This window comes from Streptomyces sp. SID11385 (assembly GCF_010548245.1).
Lineage (GTDB): Bacteria > Actinomycetota > Actinomycetes > Streptomycetales > Streptomycetaceae > Streptomyces.
Genome location: NZ_JAAGLR010000180.1, coordinates 1 through 23,818, shown reverse-complemented (window position 1 = coordinate 23,818; position 23,818 = coordinate 1). Strand labels below are relative to the sequence as shown.

At 70.6% G+C, this 23,818-nt stretch carries 20 protein-coding genes and 2 tRNA genes; 17 read left to right on the top strand and 5 right to left on the bottom strand.

Annotation, left to right across the window (positions count from 1 at the left end; translation table 11 throughout):
* Positions 1-83: 83 nt before the first annotated feature.
* Positions 84-1,235 (bottom strand): acyltransferase family protein, encoded by a 1,152-nt coding sequence (locus G3I42_RS05445; protein WP_164282856.1) that lies wholly within the window; start codon positions 1,233-1,235, stop codon positions 84-86.
* A gap of 596 nt (positions 1,236-1,831) precedes the next feature.
* On the opposite strand from G3I42_RS05445, the gene G3I42_RS05440 reads away from it, so the two are divergent.
* Together G3I42_RS05440 and G3I42_RS05435 are read left to right on the top strand one after the other, a co-directional pair.
* The gene (locus G3I42_RS05440) at positions 1,832-2,026 is read left to right on the top strand and encodes a hypothetical protein (RefSeq protein WP_009065301.1); all 195 of its coding nucleotides are present in this window, start codon (positions 1,832-1,834) and stop codon (positions 2,024-2,026) included.
* Positions 2,027-2,137: 111 nt separating this feature from the next.
* Positions 2,138-2,581, top strand: a complete 444-nt coding sequence (locus G3I42_RS05435) for a cytidine deaminase (protein ID WP_164282854.1) — start codon at positions 2,138-2,140, stop codon at positions 2,579-2,581.
* 143 nt (positions 2,582-2,724) lie between these two features.
* On the opposite strand, the gene G3I42_RS05430 is transcribed toward G3I42_RS05435, so the two are convergent.
* Positions 2,725-2,798 (bottom strand) — tRNA-Gly (locus tag G3I42_RS05430).
* Between the two features lie 218 nt (positions 2,799-3,016).
* Here G3I42_RS05430 and G3I42_RS05425 point away from each other — a divergent pair.
* The 5 genes from G3I42_RS05425 (at position 3,017) to clpX (ending at position 7,987) form a co-directional block, all read left to right on the top strand.
* Positions 3,017-3,093, top strand: a tRNA-Pro gene (locus G3I42_RS05425).
* A gap of 254 nt (positions 3,094-3,347) precedes the next feature.
* Positions 3,348-4,736: a trigger factor gene (gene tig, locus G3I42_RS05420; RefSeq protein WP_164282852.1), complete on the top strand. Its 1,389-nt coding sequence runs from the start codon at positions 3,348-3,350 to the stop codon at positions 4,734-4,736.
* A gap of 377 nt (positions 4,737-5,113) precedes the next feature.
* Positions 5,114-5,719 carry an ATP-dependent Clp protease proteolytic subunit gene (locus tag G3I42_RS05415; RefSeq protein WP_164282868.1) on the top strand — a complete coding sequence of 202 codons (606 nt, stop codon included), beginning with the start codon at positions 5,114-5,116 and terminating at the stop codon, positions 5,717-5,719.
* A gap of 115 nt (positions 5,720-5,834) precedes the next feature.
* On the top strand, positions 5,835-6,506 hold the full coding sequence (locus G3I42_RS05410) for an ATP-dependent Clp protease proteolytic subunit (RefSeq protein ID WP_164282850.1): 672 nt from the start codon (positions 5,835-5,837) through the stop codon (positions 6,504-6,506).
* Positions 6,507-6,700: 194 nt separating this feature from the next.
* Positions 6,701-7,987: an ATP-dependent Clp protease ATP-binding subunit ClpX gene (gene clpX, locus G3I42_RS05405; protein WP_007827092.1), complete on the top strand. Its 1,287-nt coding sequence runs from the start codon at positions 6,701-6,703 to the stop codon at positions 7,985-7,987.
* A gap of 77 nt (positions 7,988-8,064) precedes the next feature.
* Here the strand turns inward: clpX and G3I42_RS05400 are convergent, their stop codons facing one another.
* On the bottom strand, positions 8,065-9,144 hold the full coding sequence (locus G3I42_RS05400; RefSeq protein ID WP_164282848.1) for a hypothetical protein: 1,080 nt from the start codon (positions 9,142-9,144) through the stop codon (positions 8,065-8,067).
* A gap of 192 nt (positions 9,145-9,336) precedes the next feature.
* Between G3I42_RS05400 and G3I42_RS05395 the strand changes: the two genes are divergently transcribed.
* On the top strand, positions 9,337-11,958 hold the full coding sequence (locus G3I42_RS05395) for a valine--tRNA ligase (RefSeq protein WP_164282846.1): 2,622 nt from the start codon (positions 9,337-9,339) through the stop codon (positions 11,956-11,958).
* A 93-nt stretch (positions 11,959-12,051) separates the two neighbouring features.
* On the opposite strand, the gene G3I42_RS05390 is transcribed toward G3I42_RS05395, so the two are convergent.
* Positions 12,052-12,597 (bottom strand): hypothetical protein, encoded by a 546-nt coding sequence (locus G3I42_RS05390; protein WP_164282843.1) that lies wholly within the window; start codon positions 12,595-12,597, stop codon positions 12,052-12,054.
* A 92-nt stretch (positions 12,598-12,689) separates the two neighbouring features.
* Positions 12,690-13,700 carry a rod shape-determining protein gene (locus tag G3I42_RS05385; protein ID WP_203606394.1) on the bottom strand — a complete coding sequence of 337 codons (1,011 nt, stop codon included), beginning with the start codon at positions 13,698-13,700 and terminating at the stop codon, positions 12,690-12,692.
* 108 nt (positions 13,701-13,808) lie between these two features.
* On the opposite strand from G3I42_RS05385, the gene G3I42_RS05380 reads away from it, so the two are divergent.
* From G3I42_RS05380 to G3I42_RS05340, 9 genes are all read left to right on the top strand, one after another.
* Positions 13,809-15,329 (top strand): Mur ligase family protein, encoded by a 1,521-nt coding sequence (locus G3I42_RS05380; RefSeq protein ID WP_164282839.1) that lies wholly within the window; start codon positions 13,809-13,811, stop codon positions 15,327-15,329.
* 3 nt (positions 15,330-15,332) lie between these two features.
* A complete protein-coding gene (locus G3I42_RS05375; protein WP_164282837.1) occupies positions 15,333-15,710 on the top strand; it encodes a DUF4233 domain-containing protein in 378 nt (125 codons plus the stop codon).
* 128 nt (positions 15,711-15,838) lie between these two features.
* Positions 15,839-16,252 (top strand): nucleoside-diphosphate kinase, encoded by a 414-nt coding sequence (gene ndk / locus G3I42_RS05370; protein ID WP_164282835.1) that lies wholly within the window; start codon positions 15,839-15,841, stop codon positions 16,250-16,252.
* 356 nt (positions 16,253-16,608) lie between these two features.
* Complete coding sequence (locus G3I42_RS05365) at positions 16,609-17,628, top strand: rod shape-determining protein (RefSeq protein WP_029397024.1); 1,020 nt, start codon at positions 16,609-16,611, stop codon at positions 17,626-17,628.
* A gap of 339 nt (positions 17,629-17,967) precedes the next feature.
* The gene (mreC, locus tag G3I42_RS05360; protein WP_164282833.1) at positions 17,968-18,960 is read left to right on the top strand and encodes a rod shape-determining protein MreC; all 993 of its coding nucleotides are present in this window, start codon (positions 17,968-17,970) and stop codon (positions 18,958-18,960) included.
* Between the two features lie 7 nt (positions 18,961-18,967).
* Entirely contained in the window at positions 18,968-19,660 is a 693-nt protein-coding gene (gene mreD, locus G3I42_RS05355) for a rod shape-determining protein MreD (protein ID WP_164282831.1), read from the top strand.
* Positions 19,661-19,820: 160 nt separating this feature from the next.
* Positions 19,821-22,073, top strand: coding sequence for a penicillin-binding protein 2 (mrdA, locus tag G3I42_RS05350; RefSeq protein WP_164282829.1), 2,253 nt, complete (start codon positions 19,821-19,823; stop codon positions 22,071-22,073).
* Positions 22,073-23,269: a rod shape-determining protein RodA gene (rodA, locus tag G3I42_RS05345; RefSeq protein ID WP_164282827.1), complete on the top strand. Its 1,197-nt coding sequence runs from the start codon at positions 22,073-22,075 to the stop codon at positions 23,267-23,269. The genes mrdA and rodA overlap by 1 nt, the downstream gene beginning before the upstream one ends.
* Positions 23,270-23,382: 113 nt before the next feature.
* The coding region (locus tag G3I42_RS05340) for a CYTH domain-containing protein (protein WP_164282825.1) at positions 23,383-23,818 on the top strand (436 nt) is incomplete at its 3' end.

Below are 23,818 nucleotides of genomic sequence, written 5' to 3'. Positions count from 1 at the left end.
AGTCAAAAGTTACCCTACCAAAGGGTCGAAAGAAGCAGAGTTGTCCTATTCAAGGGCGCTTTATGAGGCGGGAGTTGCCGCCCTCAGGCGCCGCGCGTGTCGCCGAAGGCCCAGCCGAGACGGGGCTCCAGGGCCCAGCGGAAGGCACGGCGCACGGGAGGTGTGCACAGCAGCGTCACCGCGACTCCCGCGCCGGCGCTGAAGAGCAGCGCGCCGCCGGCGGAGTGCGCGAAGGCGCCGTCGTACCAGCCGCCCCACGTCGCGGCCTTGATCAGGAAGCCGTGCAGCAGGTAGCCGCCCAGCGTGCCCGCGCCCAGCCGCGTGCACCAGGCCGTGCGGCGCGGGACGAGGGCGAGGAACGCGGCCGTCAGGACGAGCGAGGCGGCGAACAGGGCGAAGGTCATGAGCGGGCCGCTCCACCAGGGCGCGTCGAGGTCCTGCGCGCTCTCGCGGTGGTAGAGCCACGCATACGGCAGATGCGGGGCGAGCCACCAGGCGGCGCCGAGGCCCGCGAGCAGCACCGGCGCAGCGACGATCTTCGGCCACTTGTGGGCCAGGAGCGCGAAGTGGTGCGGGCGCAGCAGCAGCCCGAGCACGAAGTACGGCAGGAACTGGAGCACGCGCTGAAGGTCCAGGTCAGCACCGATCTCCGGGGACACCGAGCCGAGGACGGCGAAGGCGAGGGCGAGCGGGAGCGGCCACCGTACGAGGCGCCACAGCGGCGTCGTGAGGCGCCACACGAAGAGCGCGACCAGAAACCAGTTGAGCCACCACGGGTCGATAACGCTCCACGTCGGCACGGGATCGGGACCCGCGAGACGGGCGAAGAGCGTGTACGCGTACTGGAAGATCACATAGGGCACGGCGACCCCGGTGATCAGTTTCCGTACCTGCGGCGCGCCGAGCGTGAAAGTCCGCGAGAAGTAGCCGGAGATGATGATGAACGCCGGCATGTGGAAGGCGTAGACGGTGAGGTAGAGCGCGCGCAGGGGACGGCTCGACGCGAGGAGGGGTTCCCAGGAATGGGCGATCGCGACGAGGACGATCGCGAGGTATTTCGCGTTGTCGAAGAACGGGTCACGGACTTTTCCGGCGCCCCCGCCGGGGGCTCCCGCTCCCTTCGCGGTGCCGGGCCCCGCCGGGTGCGCCGGGGACTCGGGCGGCAGGGGGCGGCGTGCCGCCGGGTCCGCCGGTACCGCGCTGAGCTGCCCGGATTCCGCGGGGTCGTGATGCATGGGTACCTCGGTGCCGCGGCGCCCGGCCGATCCTGTGATCGATGCGGGATGGCGACTGATCGACTTTGTTCGTTTCTCGGCTCACCTGTTGTCGTTGTCTTCGTCTACCCGACTTTCCGCCCGGCCGGGGTGAACGCCACGCGACTCCCGTCACACCCCCACGGACCAGCGGTATTCCGCACGCATTCCCCGTCACTTCTCCCCCGCGCGGCCACGCGCGGCGTTCTCCCCCGTGCGCCCCCGGGGCGCGGCGGCGGGGCGCCCGGGGCGGCCGGAAAATCCCCGCCGTTCCGGCGGACGGCATTCCGCTTTTTCCGAGGGCTTTACCGCCCATTCCCGACCGGCGCGCGACCGGCGCACGCGGCTTCCCGTGCGCCGCCCGTCATCTCGCGCGCCCCCCTTCTGCCCCACATACCTCAGAAGGCGTCCGGCGCCTCTCTTATGGCCTGAACGCCTGGGCCGGTGGACCCCCCTTGGCCGACGTTGCGTCACCCGCCGCATAGGACGGCCTTGTTGGTGGCACGATGGTTCTGGCGGGGGCGTGCGGCCGTGCACCTCCCGGGCCGGGAGCAGACCGACCAAGGGTGTGATCAGTTATGGCCATTTCGCTGTCAGTGGTGGTGCTGTTGGCGGTCATCCTGGTGGTGCTGCTCCGCGGCGGCTCCATCAAGGCCGGTCCCGCCATCGTCGCGGTGCTCTTCGGCTTCTTCCTCGCCTCCAGCGGCATGGCGCCCTCGATCCAGCGCTTCCTGGACTCGATAGCGCAGACGATCAACCAGATCAGCTTCTGAGGCGGGGGCCCGGACCGACTCCGGCCCCGGTCCCGCCCAAGCGAAGCCCCTGACGTCCGCTGCCCGGAAACCCGTGGCCACCCTCCGCGCGAACACCTAACGTCGGCGCCCATGCATCTCGATCAAGGGCTCGTGGACGCGGCCGTGGAGTTGACGGACCGGCGGTGGCCGGCGGGGGAGCCGGGTGGGGCGGCGGCCGTGCGGCTCGCGGACGGCGGCATCCTGACGAGCGTCGGGCTCGACAATCTGCACGGTTCGGCTGCCCTGTGCCAGGAGACGGGCGCCTTCATCCAGGCGTACACCCAGGACCGGGCCGTGGTCGCCTCCGCCTGCGTGTGCCGCGACCTGGAGCGCGGGCGCGTGCTGATCCTCCCGCCCTGCGGAATCTGCCAGGAGCGGCTGGCGCTGTGGGGCCCGGGCGTCGAGGTGGCGGTCCCCCGCGCGGACGACCCGACGAAGTGGGAGCCGAGGACGCTGGCCGAGGTGCACCCGTACTACTGGGGCCGCCAGTTCGCCGACGGCGAGTGGCCGGGCACCGGCCTGCACGCGGGCTGAGGAGGCTCGTGTGCCGGCCCGAGAGGCGACGGAACGGGGTCGCCGCCGGGGCCCGCGCTCCCGTACGCGCCCAGCCACCGTCCCCGTACATGCCGCAGGGCCGGTCCGGAAGCGAACCTCCGGACCGGCCCCGCGGTCCTGTCTGGAGCGGGCGACGGGAATCGAACCCGCGTAGCCAGTTTGGAAGACTGGGGCTCTACCATTGAGCTACGCCCGCATCACGTGCGGTGACGGCTTCCGCCGCACGGCACGGGCAGCATCGTAGCGGGTCGGCGGCCCCCGGCGCACACCCCATTGCCCGCGCGCGTCCGCCCCGTCCCCCGTCGCAAGCGCCCCGGCCCTCCGGTCCCGTCCCGCGCGTCACCCCGAGTACCGCCCCGCGTGCCGGTCGTGAGCTACGCGGGCGCGAGCCATGTACCCTACGATCCGCACCAGCGGGGTGTGGCGCAGCTTGGTAGCGCGTCCGCTTTGGGAGCGGAAGGCCGTCGGTTCGAATCCGGCCACCCCGACCATCAGCACCAGCGGCAAGATCGCCGCGGTGCCGGCGTCCAGATCGCATTGCAGGTCTCCTCACGCGCACGGTTACTATGCAAGCTGCGTGCCCGTGTGTCCGCGTTTCCGGTGAACGTGCCCAGAGCTCTCAACAGCCCTGGAGCGTCGTGCCCATCGAAGAACGCGCCGGATACTTCCGGGCCCTCATCGTCCGGTCCGCACGAACGGTGTGGCCGCGCGACACCCAGAAGTCAGCCACCAAGGAGACCTAACCGTGAAGAGCGCCGTGGAGACCCTGAACCCGACCCGGGTTCGGCTCACTGTCGAGGTGCCCTTCGAGGAGCTCAAGTCCAGCCTCGACGCGGCGTACAAGAAGATCAACCAGCAGGTCACGGTGAAGGGCTTCCGCAAGGGCAAGATCCCGGCCCGCGTCATCGACCAGCGCTTCGGCCGTGGTGCCGTGCTGGAGGAGGCCGTCAACGAGGCGCTCCCGAAGTTCTACACCGAGGCCGTCAACGAGGGTGAGCTGAACGTCCTCGGCCAGCCCGAGGTCGACATCAAGGAGCTGAAGGACGGCGAGCTGCTCTCCTTCACCGCCGAGGTGGACATCCGCCCCGAGCTGGAGATCCCGGACTACACCGGCATCGAGGTCGAGGTCGACCCGATCGAGGTCAGCGAAGAGGACGTCGACAAGGCCGTCGAGGAGCTGCGCGAGCGCTTCGCCTCGACCTCCGCCGTCGAGCGTGCCGCCGAGGACGGCGACGTCGTCACGATCGACCTGGAGGCCAAGGTCGAGGGCGAGGTCCTGGAGGACGGCATCGCCAGCGAGGTCTCGTACACGATCGGTTCGGGCGAGCTGCTCGACGGCATCGACGAGGCCGTCAAGGGCCTTGAGGCCGGTGGCGAGGCCACCTTCACCTCCGAGCTGAAGGGCGGCTCCGCGGCCGGCAAGGAGGCCGAGGTCGCCGTCAAGGTCTCCAAGGTCGAGGCCCGCGAGCTCCCCGAGCTGAACGACGACTTCGCCCAGATGGCGAGCGAGTTCGACACCCTTGAGGAGCTGCGCGCCGACAGCCGCAAGCGCCTGGAGAACATGAAGCAGTACGACCAGGCCACGCAGGCCCAGGAGCGCGTGCTCGACAAGCTCCTGGAGCTGGTCGAGGTCCCGATCCCCGAGAAGCTGCTCGCGGACGAGATCGAGACCCGCACCCACAACCTGGAGCACCACCAGCTCCCGCAGATGGGCCTGGACCTCGACAAGTACCTGGAGATCCAGGGCAAGACCGCCGAGGAGTTCAAGACCGAGACCGAGGAGCAGGCGGTCAAGGGCATCAAGACCCAGTTCGTCCTCGACGAGCTGGTCTCCCGCGAGAAGCTCAACGTCTCGCAGGAGGAGCTGACGGAGCACCTGCTGCGCCGCGCCGCCTCCTCCGGCATGAGCCCCGACCAGTTCGCCCAGGCGGTCGTCGAGGGCGGTCAGGTCCCGATGCTCGTCGGCGAGGTCGCCCGCGGCAAGGCCCTCGCGACGGTCGTCGAGGCCGCCACGGTCAAGGACACCAACGGCGAGGTCGTCGACCTCAGCGACGACGAGGACGAGGAGGAGGCGGCCACGGAGGCCGTCGAGTCCACGGAGGACGCCGCCGAGGCCGAGGCCGAGTCCAAGTAAGCACCGGTACGCACGCGAGGGGCCCCGGGATCGCACCGATCCCGGGGCCCCTCGCGCGTACGCTCCCGGACCACGCGCACCCGAGATCGCGTCCCGGCCCGAACGCCCCGGCCTGCAAATGAAGCCCGTCCGGCGCTTGAGGACAAGGCCGAGCCGGTCTCCGCCCCCCGCCGCCGGAACCTGCGCTCACAGCGAACAGTTCCGAATGCGGGATGGCCTGCGCCGACCCGCGCGTTAGGGTCCTTGAATACGAGGGCAGGGGAGTCCCCGAAGCCCCGTCGAGCACGGCGGGCGGCCGGGGTCCCAGGCTCCAGCAGACGACGTAAGACGGCCCGGTGCCGTCGTCAAGACGAGCAGGTGGATACGTGACGAATCTGATGCCCTCCGCCGCCGGCGAAGCCTTCAGTGGTGGTGGTCTCGGCGACCAGGTCTACAGCCGACTGCTCGGCGAGCGGATCATCTTCCTCGGCCAGCAGGTGGACGACGACATCGCCAACAAGATCACCGCGCAGATGCTCCTCCTGGCGGCCGACCCGTCGAAGGACATCTACCTCTACATCAACAGCCCCGGCGGCTCGGTGACCGCGGGCATGGCGATCTACGACACCATGCAGTACATCCCCAACGACGTGATCACGATCGGGATGGGCATGGCGGCCTCCATGGGCCAGTTCCTGCTCACCGGCGGTACGGCCGGCAAGCGATTCGCTCTGCCGAACACCGACATCCTCATGCACCAGGGCTCCGCCGGCATCGGCGGTACGGCCTCGGACATCAAGATCCAGGCCGAGTACCTGCTGCGGACGAAGAACCGGATGGCCGAGATCACCGCCCGGCACTCCGGCCAGACGATCGAGAAGATCATCAGGGACGGCGACCGCGACCGCTGGTTCACCGCCGAGGAGGCCAAGGACTACGGCCTCATCGACGAGATCATCACGGTGGCCTCCGGCGTCCCGGGCGGCGGCGGCACCGGGGCCTGATCCCGGTCCCGCCGGTACCGGGGCCCAACATCCCACCGGGGCCCGCGAAGTCCCGCCGGGTCCCGCCCCGGTCCGTGCCTCTCCTGACGAGACCCCCCGCCCGAAACGCCACAGGATGGTGAACACACTCATGAACAACTTCCCCGGCAGCGGCCTCTACACGGGCCCCCAGGTGGACAACCGCTACATCGTCCCGCGCTTCGTCGAGCGCACCTCGCAGGGCGTGCGCGAGTACGACCCGTACGCGAAGCTCTTCGAGGAGCGCGTGATCTTCCTCGGCGTGCAGATCGACGACGCCTCGGCCAACGACGTCATGGCGCAGCTCCTGTGCCTGGAGTCGATGGACCCCGACCGGGACATCTCCATCTACATCAACAGCCCCGGCGGCTCGATGACCGCGCTCACGGCGATCTACGACACGATGCAGTTCGTGAAGCCGGACATCCAGACCGTGTGCATGGGCCAGGCCGCCTCGGCCGCCGCCGTGCTGCTCGCCGCCGGTGCCCCCGGCAAGCGGATGGCGCTGCCCAACGCCCGCGTCCTGATCCACCAGCCCTCCAGCCAGACCGGCCGCGAGCAGCTCTCCGACCTGGAGATCGCGGCCAAGGAGATCATGCGTATGCGTACGCAGCTGGAGGACATGCTCGCCAAGCACTCGACGACGCCGATCGAGAAGATCCGCGACGACATCGAGCGCGACAAGATCCTCACGGCCGAGGACGCCCTCGCCTACGGGCTTGTCGACCAGATCACCACTCCGCGTAAGGTGGTGGGTTCCGCCGCCTGAGTGTGGTGGATTCCGCCGTCTGAACGGTGGTTTCAGCGGGATTCCCGAGAGCCGGGCCTCCTCCCGGTTCGGTCACAGTCCGTGTGATCCGAGCCGAGGGGGGCCCGGACCGGGCTCCCGGCAAGGTACCGTCGAGTTGAGGGACCAGGAGTCCGCGCGTCGAGCGCGTCTCCCAGGCGAAGGGGAAGCACCTCGTGGCACGCATCGGTGACGGCGGCGACCTGCTCAAGTGCTCGTTCTGCGGGAAGAGCCAGAAGCAGGTAAAGAAGCTCATCGCAGGTCCCGGTGTGTACATCTGCGACGAGTGCATCGACCTCTGCAACGAGATCATCGAGGAGGAACTCGCCGAGACCTCCGAGGTGCGCTGGGAGGAACTCCCCAAGCCCCGCGAGATCTACGAGTTCCTGGAGGGCTACGTCGTCGGCCAGGAGCCGGCGAAGAAGGCCCTCTCGGTCGCGGTCTACAACCACTACAAGCGCGTCCAGGCCGGCGAGAACGGCGGGCCCACGGGCCGGGACGACGCGATCGAACTGGCCAAGTCGAACATCCTCCTCCTCGGCCCCACCGGTTCCGGTAAGACCCACCTCGCCCAGACCCTCGCCCGGATGCTCAACGTCCCCTTCGCCATCGCCGACGCGACCGCGCTCACCGAGGCCGGGTACGTCGGTGAGGACGTCGAGAACATCCTCCTCAAGCTCATCCAGGCGGCCGACTACGACGTCAAGAAGGCCGAGACCGGGATCATCTACATCGACGAGATCGACAAGGTCGCCCGCAAGAGCGAGAACCCGTCGATCACCCGCGATGTGAGCGGCGAGGGCGTGCAGCAGGCGCTCCTGAAGATCCTGGAGGGCACCACGGCCTCCGTGCCGCCGCAGGGCGGACGCAAGCACCCGCACCAGGAGTTCATCCAGATCGACACGACGAACGTGCTGTTCATTGTGGGCGGCGCCTTCTCCGGTCTGGAGCGCATCATCGAGGCCCGCGCGGGCGCCAAGGGCATCGGCTTCGGCGCCACGATCCGCTCCAAGCGCGAGATCGAGTCCAGCGACCACCTGCGCGAGGTCATGCCCGAGGACCTCGTGAAGTTCGGGATGATCCCCGAGTTCATCGGCCGCCTGCCCGTCGTCACCTCGGTGCACAGCCTCGACCGCGAAGCGCTCCTGCGCATCCTCGTCGAGCCGCGCCACGCACTCGTCAAGCAGTACCAGCGCCTCTTCGAACTCGACGGCGTGGAGCTGGAGTTCGAGCACGAGGCGCTGGAGGCCATCGCCGACCAGGCGATCCTGCGGCAGACCGGCGCGCGCGGCCTGCGCGCCATCATGGAGGAGGTCCTCCAGCCGGTCATGTACGAGGTGCCCTCGCGCCAGGACGTCGGCCGCGTCGTCATCACCGCCGACGTCGTCCGCTCCAACGTCAACCCGACCCTGATCCCGCGCGAGGCGCGCGGCCGGGGCGCGGGCGAGCAGAAGTCGGCCTGAGGCCGGATCCGGCCAAGGCGCCGGTACGGGGAGGGAGCGGTGTCCGCGCGGACACCGCCCCCTCCCCGTACCACCCGTTACTTCTCGACCCGGACTTCCTTGCGGAGCTTCGCCGTCAGCTCGGCGGCCTTCGGCACGCTCGGCGCCTCCTCCAGCATCACGTCACCGAGGTTGCTCGGCATCGCGACACCCATCGTGGAGTGATCGGCCCAGGCGCACACCGCGATCCTCATCTTCTCGGGGACGCCGTTCTGCCCGCCGCCCTCCATCTCGCCCGTCGCCTGCTGGCACTTGAAGATCGCGCCGTCCCCGCCCGCCGGCTCGTACTCCTTGGGCGAGCCGACGAACGTGGGCCGGTTCTTGCCGCCGTCCTTCTTCGAGTCCTTCACGAGGACCTGGAAGAGCACGTCGACGGCCTTCTCCGGGTTGTTGAGCTTCCCGTAGGCGCCCGCGTAGCTGAGCAGGTCGATCTTCTTGAGGTCGGCCATCGTCTGCGCGGCGTTGGGGTCGGCGCTCTGGTAGTCGGCGGAGAGGAACCCGTCCACGTCCGCGTCGACGCCGAGCTTCTTCATCTCGGCGATGTCCTCCTCGTCGAAGTCGTCCTCGTCACCCGAGCCGTCCTTCGTCTTGTCGTACGAGCCGAGGACCGTCTGCGGAGCGGTGAGCTTGTGCGGACCGTCGTCGGGGAGTCCCGAGCCGTCGTCCGAGCCGGCGAAGACGAAGTACGCCCCCACGGCGAGCGCGACCACCACGACGGCCCCGCCGATGATCAGCCCGTTCCGCTTGCCCTTGCCGCCGCCCGTGGGCCCCGCGGCCTGCGGCCCGCCGGGGACGCCGTAGCCCTGCGGCGGGACCTGCTGCCCGTAGGGGCCGGGCTGCTGGGCGTACGGCCCCGGCTGTTGCGCGTACGGCCCCGGCTGTTGCGCGTACGGACCGGGCTGCCCGCCGTCCTGCCCGTACGGTCCCGGCCGGCCGCCGCCCTGCGCGTACGGGTTCGGCGCCTCCTGGCCGCCGCCCTGCGGCGGCGGACCGTACGGCCCCTGCGGCGGTGTTCCGTACGGGCCCGCTTGCGGATACCCGTACGGGTTCGGATCGTTGCCCCCCGGAGGCTGCTGCGGTTGCGAGCCCCCGTAGGGGCCCGGCTGCTGCTCGCTCATGCTGGGCTTCCCTCTCGCTGCGAACTTCCCGTCTCCGGCTGTCGCGTACGCGACAGCCCGTACCGCAGCCATCCTGTCGGAAAGCCCCCCGCCCGGGAGGAGCGAAGACCGCACTGTTACCAAGCCGGAGCGTGCGGGGGCGTCCCGGAAACCGGGTACGGGGCAGTTGTCCCGCCGCTCTAAACTGGGCCCGTGACCGAGAACTCTCAAGCGACTCCAGCGCCCGCCTCCGACCTGCCGACCCAGTACACGCCGGCCGACGTAGAGGGGCCGCTGTACGAGCGCTGGGTGGAGCGCGGCTACTTCGAGGCCGACGCGAAGAGCGAGAAGCCCCCGTACACCATCGTCATCCCGCCGCCCAACGTCACCGGCTCCCTCCACCTGGGCCACGCCTTCGAGCACACGCTCATCGACGCCCTCACCCGCCGCAAGCGCATGCAGGGCTACGAGACGCTGTGGCAGCCCGGCATGGACCACGCCGGCATCGCGACCCAGAACAAGGTCGAGCAGCAGCTCGCCGGCGAGGGCAAGTCCCGCCAGGACCTCGGCCGTGAGGCGTTCGTCGCGCGCGTGTGGCAGTGGAAGGAGGAGTTCGGCGGGAAGATCCTCGGCCAGATGCGCCGCCTCGGCGACGGCGTCGACTGGTCCCGCGAGCGCTTCACGATGGACGAGGGCCTCTCGCAGGCCGTCCAGACCATCTTCAAGAAGCTCTACGACGACGAGCTGATCTACCGCGCCGAGCGCATCATCAACTGGTGCCCGCGCTGCCTCACCGCGATCTCCGACATCGAGGTCGAGTACCAGGACGACGACGGCGAACTCGTCTCGATGCGGTACGGGGACGGGGAGGAGTCCATCGTCGTCGCCACGACCCGCGCCGAGACGATGCTCGGCGACACCGCAGTCGCCGTCCACCCCGACGACGCGCGCTACCAGCACCTCATCGGCAAGCTCATCAAGCTGCCGCTCACGGACCGCTCCATCCCCGTCGTCGCGGACGCGCACGTCGACCCCGAGTTCGGTACGGGTGCCGTCAAGGTCACCCCGGCGCACGACCCCAACGACTTCGAGATCGGCCGTCGCCACGACCTGCCGACGCTCACCGTCATGGACGAGCGCGCGATCATCACCGTCCCCGGCCCCTTCGAGGGCCTGGACCGCTTCGAGGCCCGCTCGGCGATCGTCGCCGCGCTGCGCGAGGACGGCCGGATCGTCGCCGAGAAGCGCCCCTACGTCCACTCCGTCGGGCACTGCTCGCGCTGCGGCACCGCCGTCGAGCCGCGCCTGTCGATGCAGTGGTGGGTCAAGGTCGGCCCGCTCGCGAAGGCGGCCGGCGACGCCGTCCGCGACGGGCGCGTCAAGATCCACCCGCAGGAGATGGAGAAGCGGTACTTCGACTGGGTCGACAACCTGCACGACTGGTGCATCTCGCGCCAGCTGTGGTGGGGCCACCGCATCCCCGTCTGGTACGGGCCCGCGGGCGAGACCGTCTGCGTCGGCCCCGGCGAGGAGCCGCCGAGCGGCGAGGGCTGGCACCAGGAGACCGACGTCCTCGACACCTGGTTCTCCTCCGGGCTGTGGCCCTTCTCGACCCTCGGCTGGCCCGAACAGACCGACAGCGTCCAGAAGTTCTACCCGAACTCCACGCTCGTCACCGGCTACGACATCCTCTTCTTCTGGGTCGCCCGGATGATGATGTTCGGCCTCTACGCGATGGACGGCACCCCGCCGTTCTCCGAGATCGTCCTGCACGGCATGGTCCGTGACCAGAACGGCAAGAAGATGTCGAAGTCCTTCGGCAACGCGGTCGACCCGCTCGACTGGATGGACAAGTACGGCTCCGACGCGCTCCGTTTCACGCTCGCGCGCGGCGCCAACCCGGGCGTCGACGTGCCGATCGGCGAGGAGTGGGTCCAGGGCTCCCGCAACTTCACCAACAAGCTGTGGAACGCGACCCGCTTCGCGCTCATGAACGGCGCCACCGTCGAGGGTCCGCTGCCGCCCGCCGAGCGGCTCTCCGCGACCGACCGGTGGGTCCTGTCGCGGCTCGGCGAGGTCACCGCGCAGGCCGACGCGCTCTACGACGACTACCAGTTCGCGAAGCTCTCCGACCTCCTCTTCCACTTCGCGTGGGACGAGGTCTTCGACTGGTACGTCGAGCTGTCGAAGTCCGTCTTCCAGACGGGCGGGCAGCCGGCCGAGGACGCGCGCCGCGTGCTCGGCGAGGTCCTGGACGTCACGCTGCGCCTCCTCCACCCGATCGTCCCCTTCGTCACCGAGACGCTGTGGACGACGCTCACCGGGCGCGAGTCGATCGTCGTCACCGACTGGCCGCAGGACTCCGGCTTCCGGGACGCCGCGGCCGAGGCGGAGATCGCCACGCTCCAGCGGGTCATCACCGAGGTCCGTCGCTTCCGCGGCGACCAGGGCCTCCAGCCCGGCCAGCGGGTCCCGGCCCGCCTGCACCTCGACGGCACGCAGCTCGCGCCGCACGAGCCCGCCATCCGCCAGCTCCTGCGCCTCCAGCCCGAGGGCGAGAGCTTCACGGCCACCGCGACCCTCCCGATCGAGGGCGCCGAGGTCGCGCTCGACCTCTCGGGGACGATCGACGTCGCGGCCGAGCGCAAGCGGCTCACGAAGGACCTCGCCGCGGCCGAGAAGGAGAAGGCGCAGGCGGAGGGGAAGCTCGGCAACGAGGCGTTCCTCGGCAAGGCGCCGGAGCCGGTCGTCGAGAAGATCCGCGGGCGGCTCTCGAAGGCCGAGGAGGACATCGTGCGGCTGACGGGACAGCTGGCGAAGCTTCCCGAGGCGTGACGCCCTGAGGTGCGGAGGCCCGGCGCCCGTGTGCGTGACACGGGGGCCGGGCCTCGGTGTGTACGGGGGTGGGGCGGCCGGTCGGGGAACGCGTCAGTCCTGTGCCGCGCCCCCCTCCAGCCCCAGCCTGCGCAACTCCGCTCCCGCCAGGGCCTCCAGCGTGGCCGGGTCCGCGTCGCGCCAGCCCTCGGCCAGGCGGCCCGGCGTCGCGCCCGTCAGCGTCGCGGTGCGGCCCACGTCGTCCAGAGGGCGCATCAGCGCGCGCAGGGCGAGGAGTTCGCGGCCGTCCTCGGTGGCGGCGAGGGCGTGGGCCGCGCTCGCGCGGCGGTGCCAGCGCATCCGGCGCGGCACCCACCAGCCGATCGCGGGCACGCTCACCAGGAGGAAGACCGCGAGACCCGCCGACGTGACGAGGAGCGGCCACCGCGCCGGATCGACGAGGGACAGCACGTCCCGCGCCGGTCTCGGCAGCAGCCGCCACCACGAGGCAGGCCCCGCTTGGGCGAGCCGCGCGGCGATGCCGTCCGCGAGTTGATGGAGAACAGCGGCCCCGAAGGCCCATGTGGTGACCCACGCGAGGAGTGCCAGGTCACCGGCGAGCTGACGGGCCGCCCGGCCCGGATTCTGCGCATACCACATAGGCGCATTGCACTATTTGTCGGCTCGTTACACCGGTGACCGCGCCGAAGGCGTGCGAGGCCGTACCCCGTGTGGCGGACCGCGAGCCGCGCTCACCCCTCCCGCAGCACGTCCCGCAACGTGTCGAAGTGGTCCACGCACTCCCCGCAGCCCCGCGCCACGCACTCCAGCGGCTCGTCGGCGACGAACACGGGAATGCCGGTCGCCGAGGCCATCCGCAGGTCCAGGCCCGGAAGCAGCGCGCCCCCGCCGGTCAGCACGATCCCGTGCTCCATGAGGTCGCCCGCCAGCTCCGGCGGGCACTCCTCCAAGGTCTCGCGCAGCGCCCGGATCATCGCCTCCACCGGCTCGTCGAGCGCCCGGCGGATCTCCGGGGCCGTCAGCTCGATCCGGCGCGGCAGCCCCGCGATCTTCTCCCGGCCCCGCACCTCGTACGTCCGCTGCTCCAGCTCCGGGTCCTCGGGCACGGGCCAGGCCGAGCCGATCGCGATCTTGACGTCCTCGGCGGTGCGCTCCCCGATGAGCAGGCCGTGCTTCTTGCGCACGTGGTCGGTCACCGCCGTGTCCAGGACATGGCCCCCGACCCGCAGCGAGCGCGCCGTGACGAGGCCGCCGAGCGAGAGGACGGCGACCTCCGTCGTACCGCCGCCGATGTCCACGACCATCGAGCCGCGCGCGTCGCCCACCGGCAGGCCCGCGCCGATCGCCGCGGCCATCGGCTCCTCGACCACGTACACGCTCCGCGCCCCCGCCGAGTGCGAGGCCCGTACGAGCGCCCGGCGCTCGACGGGCGTGACGCCGCTCGGGACGCACACGACGAGCCTGATCCGCGTGGAGCGGCGCGGCGCCGCCTTGCGGATGAAGTGCCGGATCATCTCCTCGGTGGCGTCGAAGTCGCTGATGACGCCCGACTCCAGGGGACGCACCGCCGTGATCGTGCCGGGGGAGCGGCCCAGCGTCTCCTTCGCCTCGGTGCCCACCGCGACGGTCGTGCCCTTGCGGCCCTCGCGCACCGCGACGACCGAGGGTTCGTTCAGCACGATGCCCTTGCCCCGCACATACAGAAGGGTGTTCGCGGTGCCGAGATCAATGCCTATGTCCATGATCGCCAAGTGTGCCTGATTATCCGGTCATACGGGTGTGCGGGGTCCTCGCGGACTCCTGGCGAGGCTGCCGCCCGGACCGTCGGTGGTGCTCCGTAGACTGGCGGCGTGAGTGAGCAGCCCCCGCACGACGACCGTACCGACGGCGACGACGAGCACTTCGACCGGATCATCGACGCCGAGACCGAGAGGGACCCGGACCTCGCGGTGATCGAGGCCGGCAGCCGTACCCTGCGCGCCCAGGCCGGGCCGCCGCAGGCCGAGGTCCCCGCCCGGCCCGAGGACCCGGAGGTGGACCGGGCGCTGCGCGAGGTGGAGACGGAGCTGTCCACGCGCTGGGGCGAGACCAAGCTCGAACCCTCGGTGAGCCGCATCGCCGCGCTCATGGACGTGCTCGGCGAACCGCAGCGCTCCTACCCGTCGATCCACATCACCGGCACCAACGGCAAGACGTCCACGGCCCGCATGATCGAGGCCCTGCTCACCGCCTTCGACCTGCGCACGGGCCGCTACACCTCCCCGCACGTGCAGTCGATCACGGAGCGCATCTCGCTCGACGGCGCCCCGATCAGCGCCGAGCGCTTCATCGAGACGTACCGCGACCTCAAGCCGTACATCGAGATGGTCGACTCCCAGCAGGACTACCGGCTCTCCTTCTTCGAGGTGCTGACCGGCATGGCCTACGCGGCCTTCGCCGACGCGCCCGCCGACGTCGCCGTCGTCGAGGTCGGCATGGGCGGCAGCTGGGACGCGACCAACGTCATCGACGCGGACGTCGCTGTCCTCACCCCCATCTCCCTCGACCACACCGACCGGCTCGGCAACACGCCCGGCGAGATCGCCGTCGAGAAGTCCGGGATCATCAAGCAGGACGCGACCGTCGTCCTCTCCCAGCAGCCCGTGGACGCGGCGCAGGTCGTCCTCAAGAAGGCCGTCGAGAAGAACGCGACCGTCGCCCGCGAGGGCATGGAGTTCGGGATCGTCTCGCGCCAGGTCGCCGTCGGCGGCCAGCTCCTGACGCTGCGCGGGCTCGGCGGCGAGTACGAGGAGATCTTCCTCCCGCTGCACGGCGCCCACCAGGCGCACAACGCGGCGGTCGCGCTCGCCGCCGTCGAGGCGTTCTTCGGCGTCGGCGCGCAGCGGCCCGAGCCGCTCTCGGCCGAGGTCGTGCGGGCCGCCTTCGCGACCGTCTCCTCGCCGGGCCGCCTGGAGACCGTACGCAAGTCGCCGACCGTCGTCGTCGACGCGGCGCACAACCCGGCGGGCGCGCGGGTCACCGCCGAGGCGATCGGCGAGGCATTCGACTTCTCGCGGCTCATCGGGGTCATCGGGGTCAGCGAGGGCAAGGACGCGCGCGGGCTGCTCGAAGCCTTCGAGCCGCTCATGGCCGAGGTCGTGATCACGCAGAACACGAGCCACCGCGCCATGGACGCGGACGCGCTCGCCGCGCTCGCCGTGGAGGTCTTCGGCGAGGACCGCGTCCAGGTCGAGCCCCGGCTGCCCGAGGCTCTGGAGGCGGCGGTCACGCTCGCCGAGGAGGAGGGCGAGTTCGCCGGCGGCGGCGTGCTCGTGACCGGTTCCGTCATCACGGTCGGCGAGGCCCGGCTGCTTCTGGGAAGGAAGGGCTGAGTCGTGCGGATGCTCTGTGCTTCGACGCTCATCGGCGAGTTCTTCATCATCGGCTTCGCCGGGCTCGTCGCGATGAAGATGGACGACCTCGGGCAGGGCACGGTGTGGGGCGTGTGCGGGGGCGCGATGTTCCTCTCGGTGCTGTTGTGCGGCTTCGTGACGCGGCCCGCCGGGGTCGCGCTCGGGTGGGCCTTGCAGATCGCGCTCTTCGTGTCCGGCTTCGTCGTGCCGGTGATGTTCATCCTGGGCGCGGCGTTCGGCGGGCTGTGGTGGGCCTCCGTGAAGTACGGGCGGAAGATCGACGAGTTCAAGGCGCGGTGGGCGGCGGAGAATCCCAGCCCCTCTGGGGGCACCTCCCGGCCGCAGGCTGGGGGAGTCTGAGGAACGTGGGTTCGGGGCGGAGCTCCGAAGGGCGGGGTGGTGGAGGGGCGAACCTGCGTACGGATCGGGGGCGCGCCCCGTATACGCTTCCCTGACCGCAGGACCCTCGTACCAAGGAGAAACCCCGTATGTCCCAGCGCACGCTCGTTCTGCTCAAGCCCGACGCCGTTCGTCGCGGGCTGGTGGGGGAGGTCATCGGCCGGATCGAGCGCAAGGCGGGCTGGAGCATCAGCGCGCTCGAACTGCGCGAGCTGGACCGCGGGACGCTGGAGACGCACTACGCGGAGCACGTCGGCAAGCCCTTCTACGAGCCGCTCGTCGAGTTCATGCTCTCCGGGCCCGTCGTCGCGCTCGTCGTCGAGGGCGAGCGGGTCATCGAGGGCGTCCGTACGCTCGCCGGGCCGACCGACCCGATCGCCGCGGCGCCCGGCTCGGTCCGCGGCGACTTCGGCACCATCGTGCGCGAGAACCTCATCCACGCCTCGGACTCCGAGGACTCCGCCGAACGCGAGCTGAAGATCTTCTTCCCCGGCCGCTTCTGATCCGGCTTCCGCTTCCGGGTATCGAAAGTCCAAAAACATGAGGTGCCCGTTTCGGGGCATTCCCGCGGCCACGCGGTGAAGGCGATCGGAAATTCCGGTCGCCTTCTGGCATATGCGCCCACGTTCGGGGGAACCCGTGCCCCATATGGCACGTCTCCACAGGCGAGGCGTGCGCCCATCGGCGCAGAATCCCGTTCTGAGCGCGTACCCTCGCGCCGAGCCCTGTCGGGCGCGACTACGATGGAAGCCGCTCCTCAGCACAGCATCCACCGCGAGCAAAAGCACCCACCGCGCCGTTCCTGAAAAGCCGTCAACGCTCCACTTGGGAAGGCCAGACGATCCTCATGGGGAACTCAATGTCGTTCATCGGCCGTGATATGGCTGTCGACCTCGGGACCGCCAACACGCTGGTGTACGTGAGGGGCCGAGGGATCGTTCTCAACGAGCCGTCCGTCGTCGCGATCAACACCAATACGGGCGGAATCCTCGCCGTCGGCGCCGAAGCGAAGAAGATGATCGGCCGCACCCCGGGGAACATCGTCGCCGTCCGCCCCCTCAAGGACGGGGTGATCGCCGATTTCGAGATCACCGAGCGGATGCTCCGCTACTTCATCGTCAAGATCCACAAGCGCCGCTACCTCGCCCGCCCCCGCATCGTCGTCTGCGTGCCCTCCGGCATCACCGGGGTCGAGCGCCGTGCGGTGATCGAGGCGGCGACCCAGGCCGGGGCGCGGCAGGTGCACATCATCGAGGAGCCGATGGCCGCGGCGATCGGTGCCGGGCTCCCGGTCCACGAGGCGACCGGCAACATGGTCGTCGACATCGGCGGCGGCACCACCGAGGTCGCCGTCATCTCGCTCGGCGGCATCGTCACCGCGCAGTCCATCCGCGTCGCGGGCGACGAACTGGACAACGCGATCATCCAGCACATCAAGAAGGAGTACAGCCTCCTGCTCGGCGAGCGCACCGCCGAGCAGATCAAGATCACCATCGGTTCGGCGTACGACCTGGAGAACGACGAGCACACCGAGATCCGCGGCCGCGACCTCGTCTCCGGACTCCCGAAGACCGTCGTCATCTCGGCGGGCGAGGTGCGCAAGGCGATCGAGGAACCGGTCAACGCGATCGTCGACGCGGTCAAGACGACGCTCGACAAGTGCCCGCCGGAGCTGTCCGGCGACGTCATGGACCGGGGCATCGTCCTCACCGGGGGCGGCGCCCTGCTGCGCGGCCTCGACGAACGGCTGCGCCGCGAGACGGGGATGCCGATCCACATCGCCGAGGACCCGCTCGACTCCGTGGCGCTCGGCTCCGGCAAGTGCGTCGAGGAGTTCGAGGCGCTCCAGCAGGTGCTGGACGCGCAGCCGCGCCGCTAGCCCCCCGGCCCGCGGGACACGCGTCCCGCGGGCCCACCCCGCCGAAGGCCCGCAGCGGCTCAGGACGGGGCTTCGCCGGAACGGCCCGTACCGCTTCGGCGCACCACCCCCGCCGGGGCCGTACGACCCCGGCCGAGCACGACCGCCGGGGACGAGCGCCCCGGCCCAGCACGACCGCCGGGGACACCCCCGGCCCGAGCACCACTGCCGGGGACGAGCGCCCCGGCCGGCACGAACGGCACGATCGGCGGTCCGCGGGTGCGGCCCGCCGTACGGCGGACCCGCGTGCGGGAGCCGTCGAGACACGGAATTCCGACGAGGAAGGCACGGCCGCCGCACGTGAGGGACACACGAGAGAGCCGGCTGCTCCTGGTGCTGCTGATCGTCATCGCGTTCGCACTGATCACGATCGACATCCGCGGTGGCGAGGACTCTCCGGTGGACGGCGCCCGGCAGGCCGCCTCCGCCGTCTTCGGACCGGTCGAGAAGGGCGTCTCCGGCGCCGTCGACCCGGTCGGCAACGCGATCGGCGCGGTCCGGGACTCGGGCACGCGCCACAGCCGCATCAGCGCCCTGGAGCGCGAGAACGCCGAGCTGAAGCAGCGCCTCGGCAGCGACTCCCGCAACCAGAGCAGAGTCCGGCAGCTTGACACCATGCTCCAGCGGGCGGGCGCCGGGCAGTACGGCATCAAGGCCGCCGAGGTCATCGGCATAGGAGCGGCCCAGGGCTTCTCCTGGACCGTGACCATCGACGCGGGCACGCGCGACGGCATCAAGCGCGACATGACCGTGCTCAACGGCGAGGGCCTTGTCGGGCGGGTCACCACGGTGGGCCCGTCGAGCGCGACCGTCCTGCTCGCCAACGACCCCGACTTCACGGTCGGTACGCGCCTGGAGAAGACCGACGAACTCGGCTTCGCCTCCGGACGCGGGGACCGGCCGCTCGCGGTGCAGATGCTCAACGGCAAGGCCAAGGTGAAGAAGGGCGACCGGCTCGTCACCTTCGGCTCGCAGGCCGACAAGCCCTTCGTGCCCGGCGTCCCCGTCGGCCGCGTCGTCCGCGTCGACCCCTCGGGCGGCGACCTCACCCGCACCGTCTACGTCGAGCCGTTCGTCGGCTTCACGAAGCTCGACCTCGTCGGCATCGTCGTCCAGGCCCCGCGCAAGGACCCGCGCGACACGGTCCTGCCGGCGAAGCCCAAGCCCCAGCCCACCCCCACCGTCACCGTCACGGCCACGCCCCCCGGCACCAAGCCCTCGGGCGCGCCCTCGGGTGCTCCCTCCGGCGCGCCCACGGGCGCCGCCGGGGCCGGCGACGGCGACCAGGAGTAGCGGTCACATGCGCCTCAACCGGATTCTGCTCTCCACCGCCCTGGTGGTCGTCGCCCTCATGATCCAGGTCAGCGTGCTGGCCCGGCTCCAGCTCCCGGGCGCCGTGCCCGACCTGCTGCTCCTCACCGTGCTCGGCCTCGCCCTCGTCTACGGGCACCTCGCGGGCGCCTTCATCGGCTTCGGTGCCGGCCTGCTCGCCGACCTCGCGCCACCGGCCGACCACGCCGCGGGCAGGTACGCGCTCGTGCTGTGCCTCGTCGGCTACGTCGCCGGGCTCTTCCGGCCCGAGCACGGCCGGATGCGGTCCGTCTTCGTGCCACTCGTCGTGGTCGTCGGCGCGGCCATCGGCTCGACCCTGCTGTACGCGGGCGTCGGCGCCCTCGTCGGGGACACCGCGGCCCGCCACGTGGGCCTCGCGGGGCTCCTGACGACCGCGACGATCTACGACCTCGTCCTCGCCCCGTTCATCGTGCCCTTCGTCATGTGGCTCGCCCGCCGCTCCGAGAACGACCCGCTCGGCGAGAGCGCGAGCGGCGGCGGCACGGCGCGCGGCGCCGACGTCGCGGCGGGCTGGCTCGCCTCGGGCACGGGGCTCAGCATCGGCGGCGGTCGCGGCGGACTGCGCGGGCGCATGGGCAAGGCCCGCATGGCGCGCGCGACCCGCAACAGCGGGCGCATCAAGGGGGTGAAGCGGCTGTGAGCACCCCGCGCGCAGCGGCAGGCGGGACCCGTACGCGCCGACCGGCCCACACGCCCGTAGCACCCCGCACGCCCGCAGGGCCCCGTACCACCGCAGCGACCCCCGCCGCCGCCCTCCCGCCCGTCCTCCGTACATTCCGCCCCTGAGGGGGAGGCGTCGCATGTCGAACATTCCAGAGACCGGGCGTACCCCGCGGGTGCGCATCCGGCTCGTCATCCTCCAGATCCTGGTCATGTCCCTGCTGCTCACCCTCGGCGGGCGGCTGTGGTACCTCCAGATCCGCAACGGCGACGAGTACAAGGCGGAGGCGACGGGGAACCACGTCCAGCAGGTCGTCGACCCCGCCGTGCGCGGCGCGATCCTCGACGCGCGCGGCGTCCCGCTCGCCGACAACCAGACCCGCCTCGTCGTCTCGGCCTCCCGTACCGAACTGATGAAGACGAAGGACGACGGGAGGACCATCCTCACCAAGCTCGCGGGCGTCCTCGGCATGAAGCCGAAGGACGTCATGGACAAGGTGCGGCTGTGCGACGCGAAGACCCCGCAGCCCTGCTGGAACGGTTCCCCGTACCAGCCCATCCCGATCACCGACGAGGCGAGCCCCAAGCAGGCCCTCCAGATCAGGGAACGCTCCGAGGACTTCCCCGGCATCACCGCCGAACCCACCGCCGTCCGCCGCTACACCGCGCCCGGCGGCGCGCAGACCTCGCAGGTGCTCGGCTACCTCTCGCCCGTCACGGACGAGGAGATCAAGTCCGCCGAGAAGACCGACTCGCCCTACCTGCGCTCCGACATGGTCGGCCGCAACGGCCTGGAGCGGCAGTACGACAAGGCACTGCGCGGCAAGGCGGGCGTCACCCGCTACGAGGTGGACAACCTCGGCCGGGTCATCGGCAAGGCCGAGTCGGACCGCGCGGAGCCTGGCGCGAACGTCGTCACGAGCATCGACGCGCGGGTGCAGGCCGTCGCCGAGTACGAGCTGAACGAGGCCATGAAGGCCGCCCGCAAGGAGTACGACAAGAACACCCACCGCAACTACAAGGCCGACTCCGGCGCCGTCGCCGTCCTGGAGGCGAAGACGGGCCGCGTCGTCGCGATGGCCTCGCTGCCCGACTACGACCCCAATGCCTGGGTCGGCGGCATCAGCGCCAAGGACTACACCAAGCTCACCAGCAAGAAGTCGAACTACCCGCTGCTCAACCGTGCCATCCAGGGGCAGGCCGCACCGGGCTCGATCTTCAAGGTCATCTCCACGACCGCCTCGGTGCGCGCCGGCTACCCCTTCAACGGGCACTACGACTGCTCCAGCTCGTACTCCATCGGCAACCAGGTCTTCCAGAACTTCGAGTCGGAGAACTACGGGCCCATCAGCCTCGGCCGCGCCCTGGAGGTCTCCTGCGACACCGTCTTCTACGGCATCGCGCACAACGAGTGGAAGAAGGACGGCGGCAACAAGCCGAAGAAGAACGCCAAGGACTGGTTCTACAAGACCGCCCACCAGTTCGGCCTCGGCAAGGAGACCGGCATCGACCTCCCCAACGAGGTCAGCGGCCGGGTCCCCGACCGCAAGTGGAAGCAGGACTACTGGAAGGCCAACAAGGCCGCCTGGTGCAAGTCCGGCAAGAAGGACGGCGACTACGCCGAGCGCATCGCGTACGAGAACTGCCTCGAAGGCAACCAGATGCGCGCGGGTGACAGCGTCAACTACTCCATCGGGCAGGGCGACACCCTCGTCACGCCGATACAGATGGCGAGCATCTACGCCGCGATCTCCAACGGCGGCACGCTCCACGAGCCGAGCATCGGCAAGGCCGTCGTGAGCGCGGACGGCAAGCACGTCGAGGAGATCAAGCCGAAGGTCAACGCCAAACTCCCGATCGACGCCAAGCTCCACAAGGAGATCGACGGAGCCCTCGCCGGCGTCGCCACGCAGGGCACCGCCGCCTGGCGCTTCCAGGGCTGGCCGCAGAAGGACATCCCCATGCACGCCAAGACCGGCACCGCCGAGGTCTACGGCAAGCAGACGACCTCCTGGTTCGCGACGTACACCAAGGACTACGCGATCGTCATGACGATCTCCCAGGGCGGTACCGGCTCCGGCGCCTCCGGGCCCGCCGTCCGCAAGATCTACGACGCGCTCTACGGCGTCGACAGCTCCGGGCAGATCAACAAGAAGAAGGCGCTGCTCCCCGAGCCGGAGAAGACGCTGCCGAAGATCGAGAAGGACGGGTCGATCGACTCGCCCACCCTCAAGAAGAAGTTCGCGCCCTACAAGCTGGAGACCCCGCCCTCCACGTCGCCCCTGCTCCCGCAGGACGGCGGCGGGGTGCAGAACGGCGGCGGGGTGCAGGACGGCGGCGGCGTCGCGAACGCCGGAACGCCCGTCACGACCACCGCGGGGAGGCGGGACTGATGGCCGCTGGACCTTCGCTCACCGTCGCCGGATACGGCCCCGAGCGTTCCTCCTGGACCCGGCTGCTCGCCAAGGGCTCGATCGCCCGGCGGCTCGACTGGCCGATGCTGCTCTCCGCGCTCGCCCTCTCGGCCCTCAGCTGCGCGCTCGTCTACTCGGCGACGCGCGGGCGCACCGAACTCGTCGGCGACGACCCGTACGCGTTCCTCGTCAAGCACGTCGTCAACATCGGCATCGGGCTCGGCCTGATGATCGGCACGGTCTGGCTCGGGCACCGCACCCTGCGCACCGCCGTGCCGATCCTCTACGGGCTCTCGGTCTTCCTCGTGCTCCTCGTGCTCACGCCGCTCGGCGTGACCGTCAACGGGGCGCACGCCTGGCTCATGGTCGCGGGCTTCTCGCTCCAGCCCGCGGAGTTCGTCAAGATCACGATCATCCTGGGCATGGCGATGCTGCTCGCCGCGCGCGTGGACGCGGGCGATCGCGACCACCCCGATCACAAGACGGTGCTCCAGTCGCTCGGGCTCGCCGTGCTGCCGATCATCATCGTGCTGCTCATGCCCGACCTCGGCTCGGTCATGGTCATGGTGATGATTGTGCTCGGCGTACTGCTCTCCTCCGGTGCCTCGAACCGCTGGGTCCTCGGCCTCATCGGCGCGGGCACCGCGGGGGCCGTCGCGATCTGGCAGCTCGGCATCCTGGACGATTACCAGATCAACCGTTTCGCCGCCTTCGCCAACCCGAACCTCGACCCGGCGGGCGTCGGCTACAACACCAACCAGGCGCGCATCGCGATCGGCTCGGGCGGCCTCACGGGCACCGGGCTCTTCCACGGCACCCAGACGACCGGGCAGTTCGTCCCCGAGCAGCAGACCGACTTCGTCTTCACGGTCGCGGGCGAGGAACTCGGCTTCGCCGGGGCCGGGCTGATCATCGTGCTGCTCGGCATCCTCCTGTGGCGCGCCTGCCGCATCGCGCGCGACACCACGGAGCTGTACGGGACGATCGTCGCGGGCGGCATCATCGCCTGGTTCGCCTTCCAGGCGTTCGAGAACATCGGCATGACGCTCGGCATCATGCCGGTCGCGGGGCTGCCACTGCCGTTCGTCAGTTACGGGGGCACCTCGATGTTCGCCGTGTGGATCGCGGTGGGGCTGCTCCAGTCGATCAAGTTGCAGAAGCCGCTGTCGGCCTGAGGCGGTTGTCGGCCCGAGGCGGTTGCCCGCTCGTGATGGCTTGATTCGTACGGTGGCGGCTTTTCGGTGGCGCGGGCCCGTTCGGGTCCGCGTTTTCCGGTTACGTTCCCCTCATGGCGACCGAGACGCACGAGACGGAACGCAAGTACGACCTCGACGACCTCGACCCCGGCGCGCCCCTGCCCGCCCTCGGCTCGCTGCCCGGTGTGGCCGAGGAGACCGGGGGAGAGGTCCACGCGCTCGACGCCGTCTACTACGACACCGCCGACCTGCGCCTCGCGAGCACCCGCGCGACCCTCCGCCGCCGCACGGGCGGCGCGGACGCCGGCTGGCACCTGAAGCTGCCGGTCGGCGGGGACACGCGCGAGGAGCTTCGGCTGCCGCTGGGGGAGTCCGGCGGGGGCGCGGCGGGCGGGGAGCACGGCGAGAGCGCCGTGCCGGAGGAGTTCGTACGGGTGCTGGCCGCGCGGACCAGGGGCGCGGCGCTCGTCCCCGTCGTACGGCTGCGCACGCGGCGTACGACGCGGCTCCTGCGCGACGCCGGGGGGC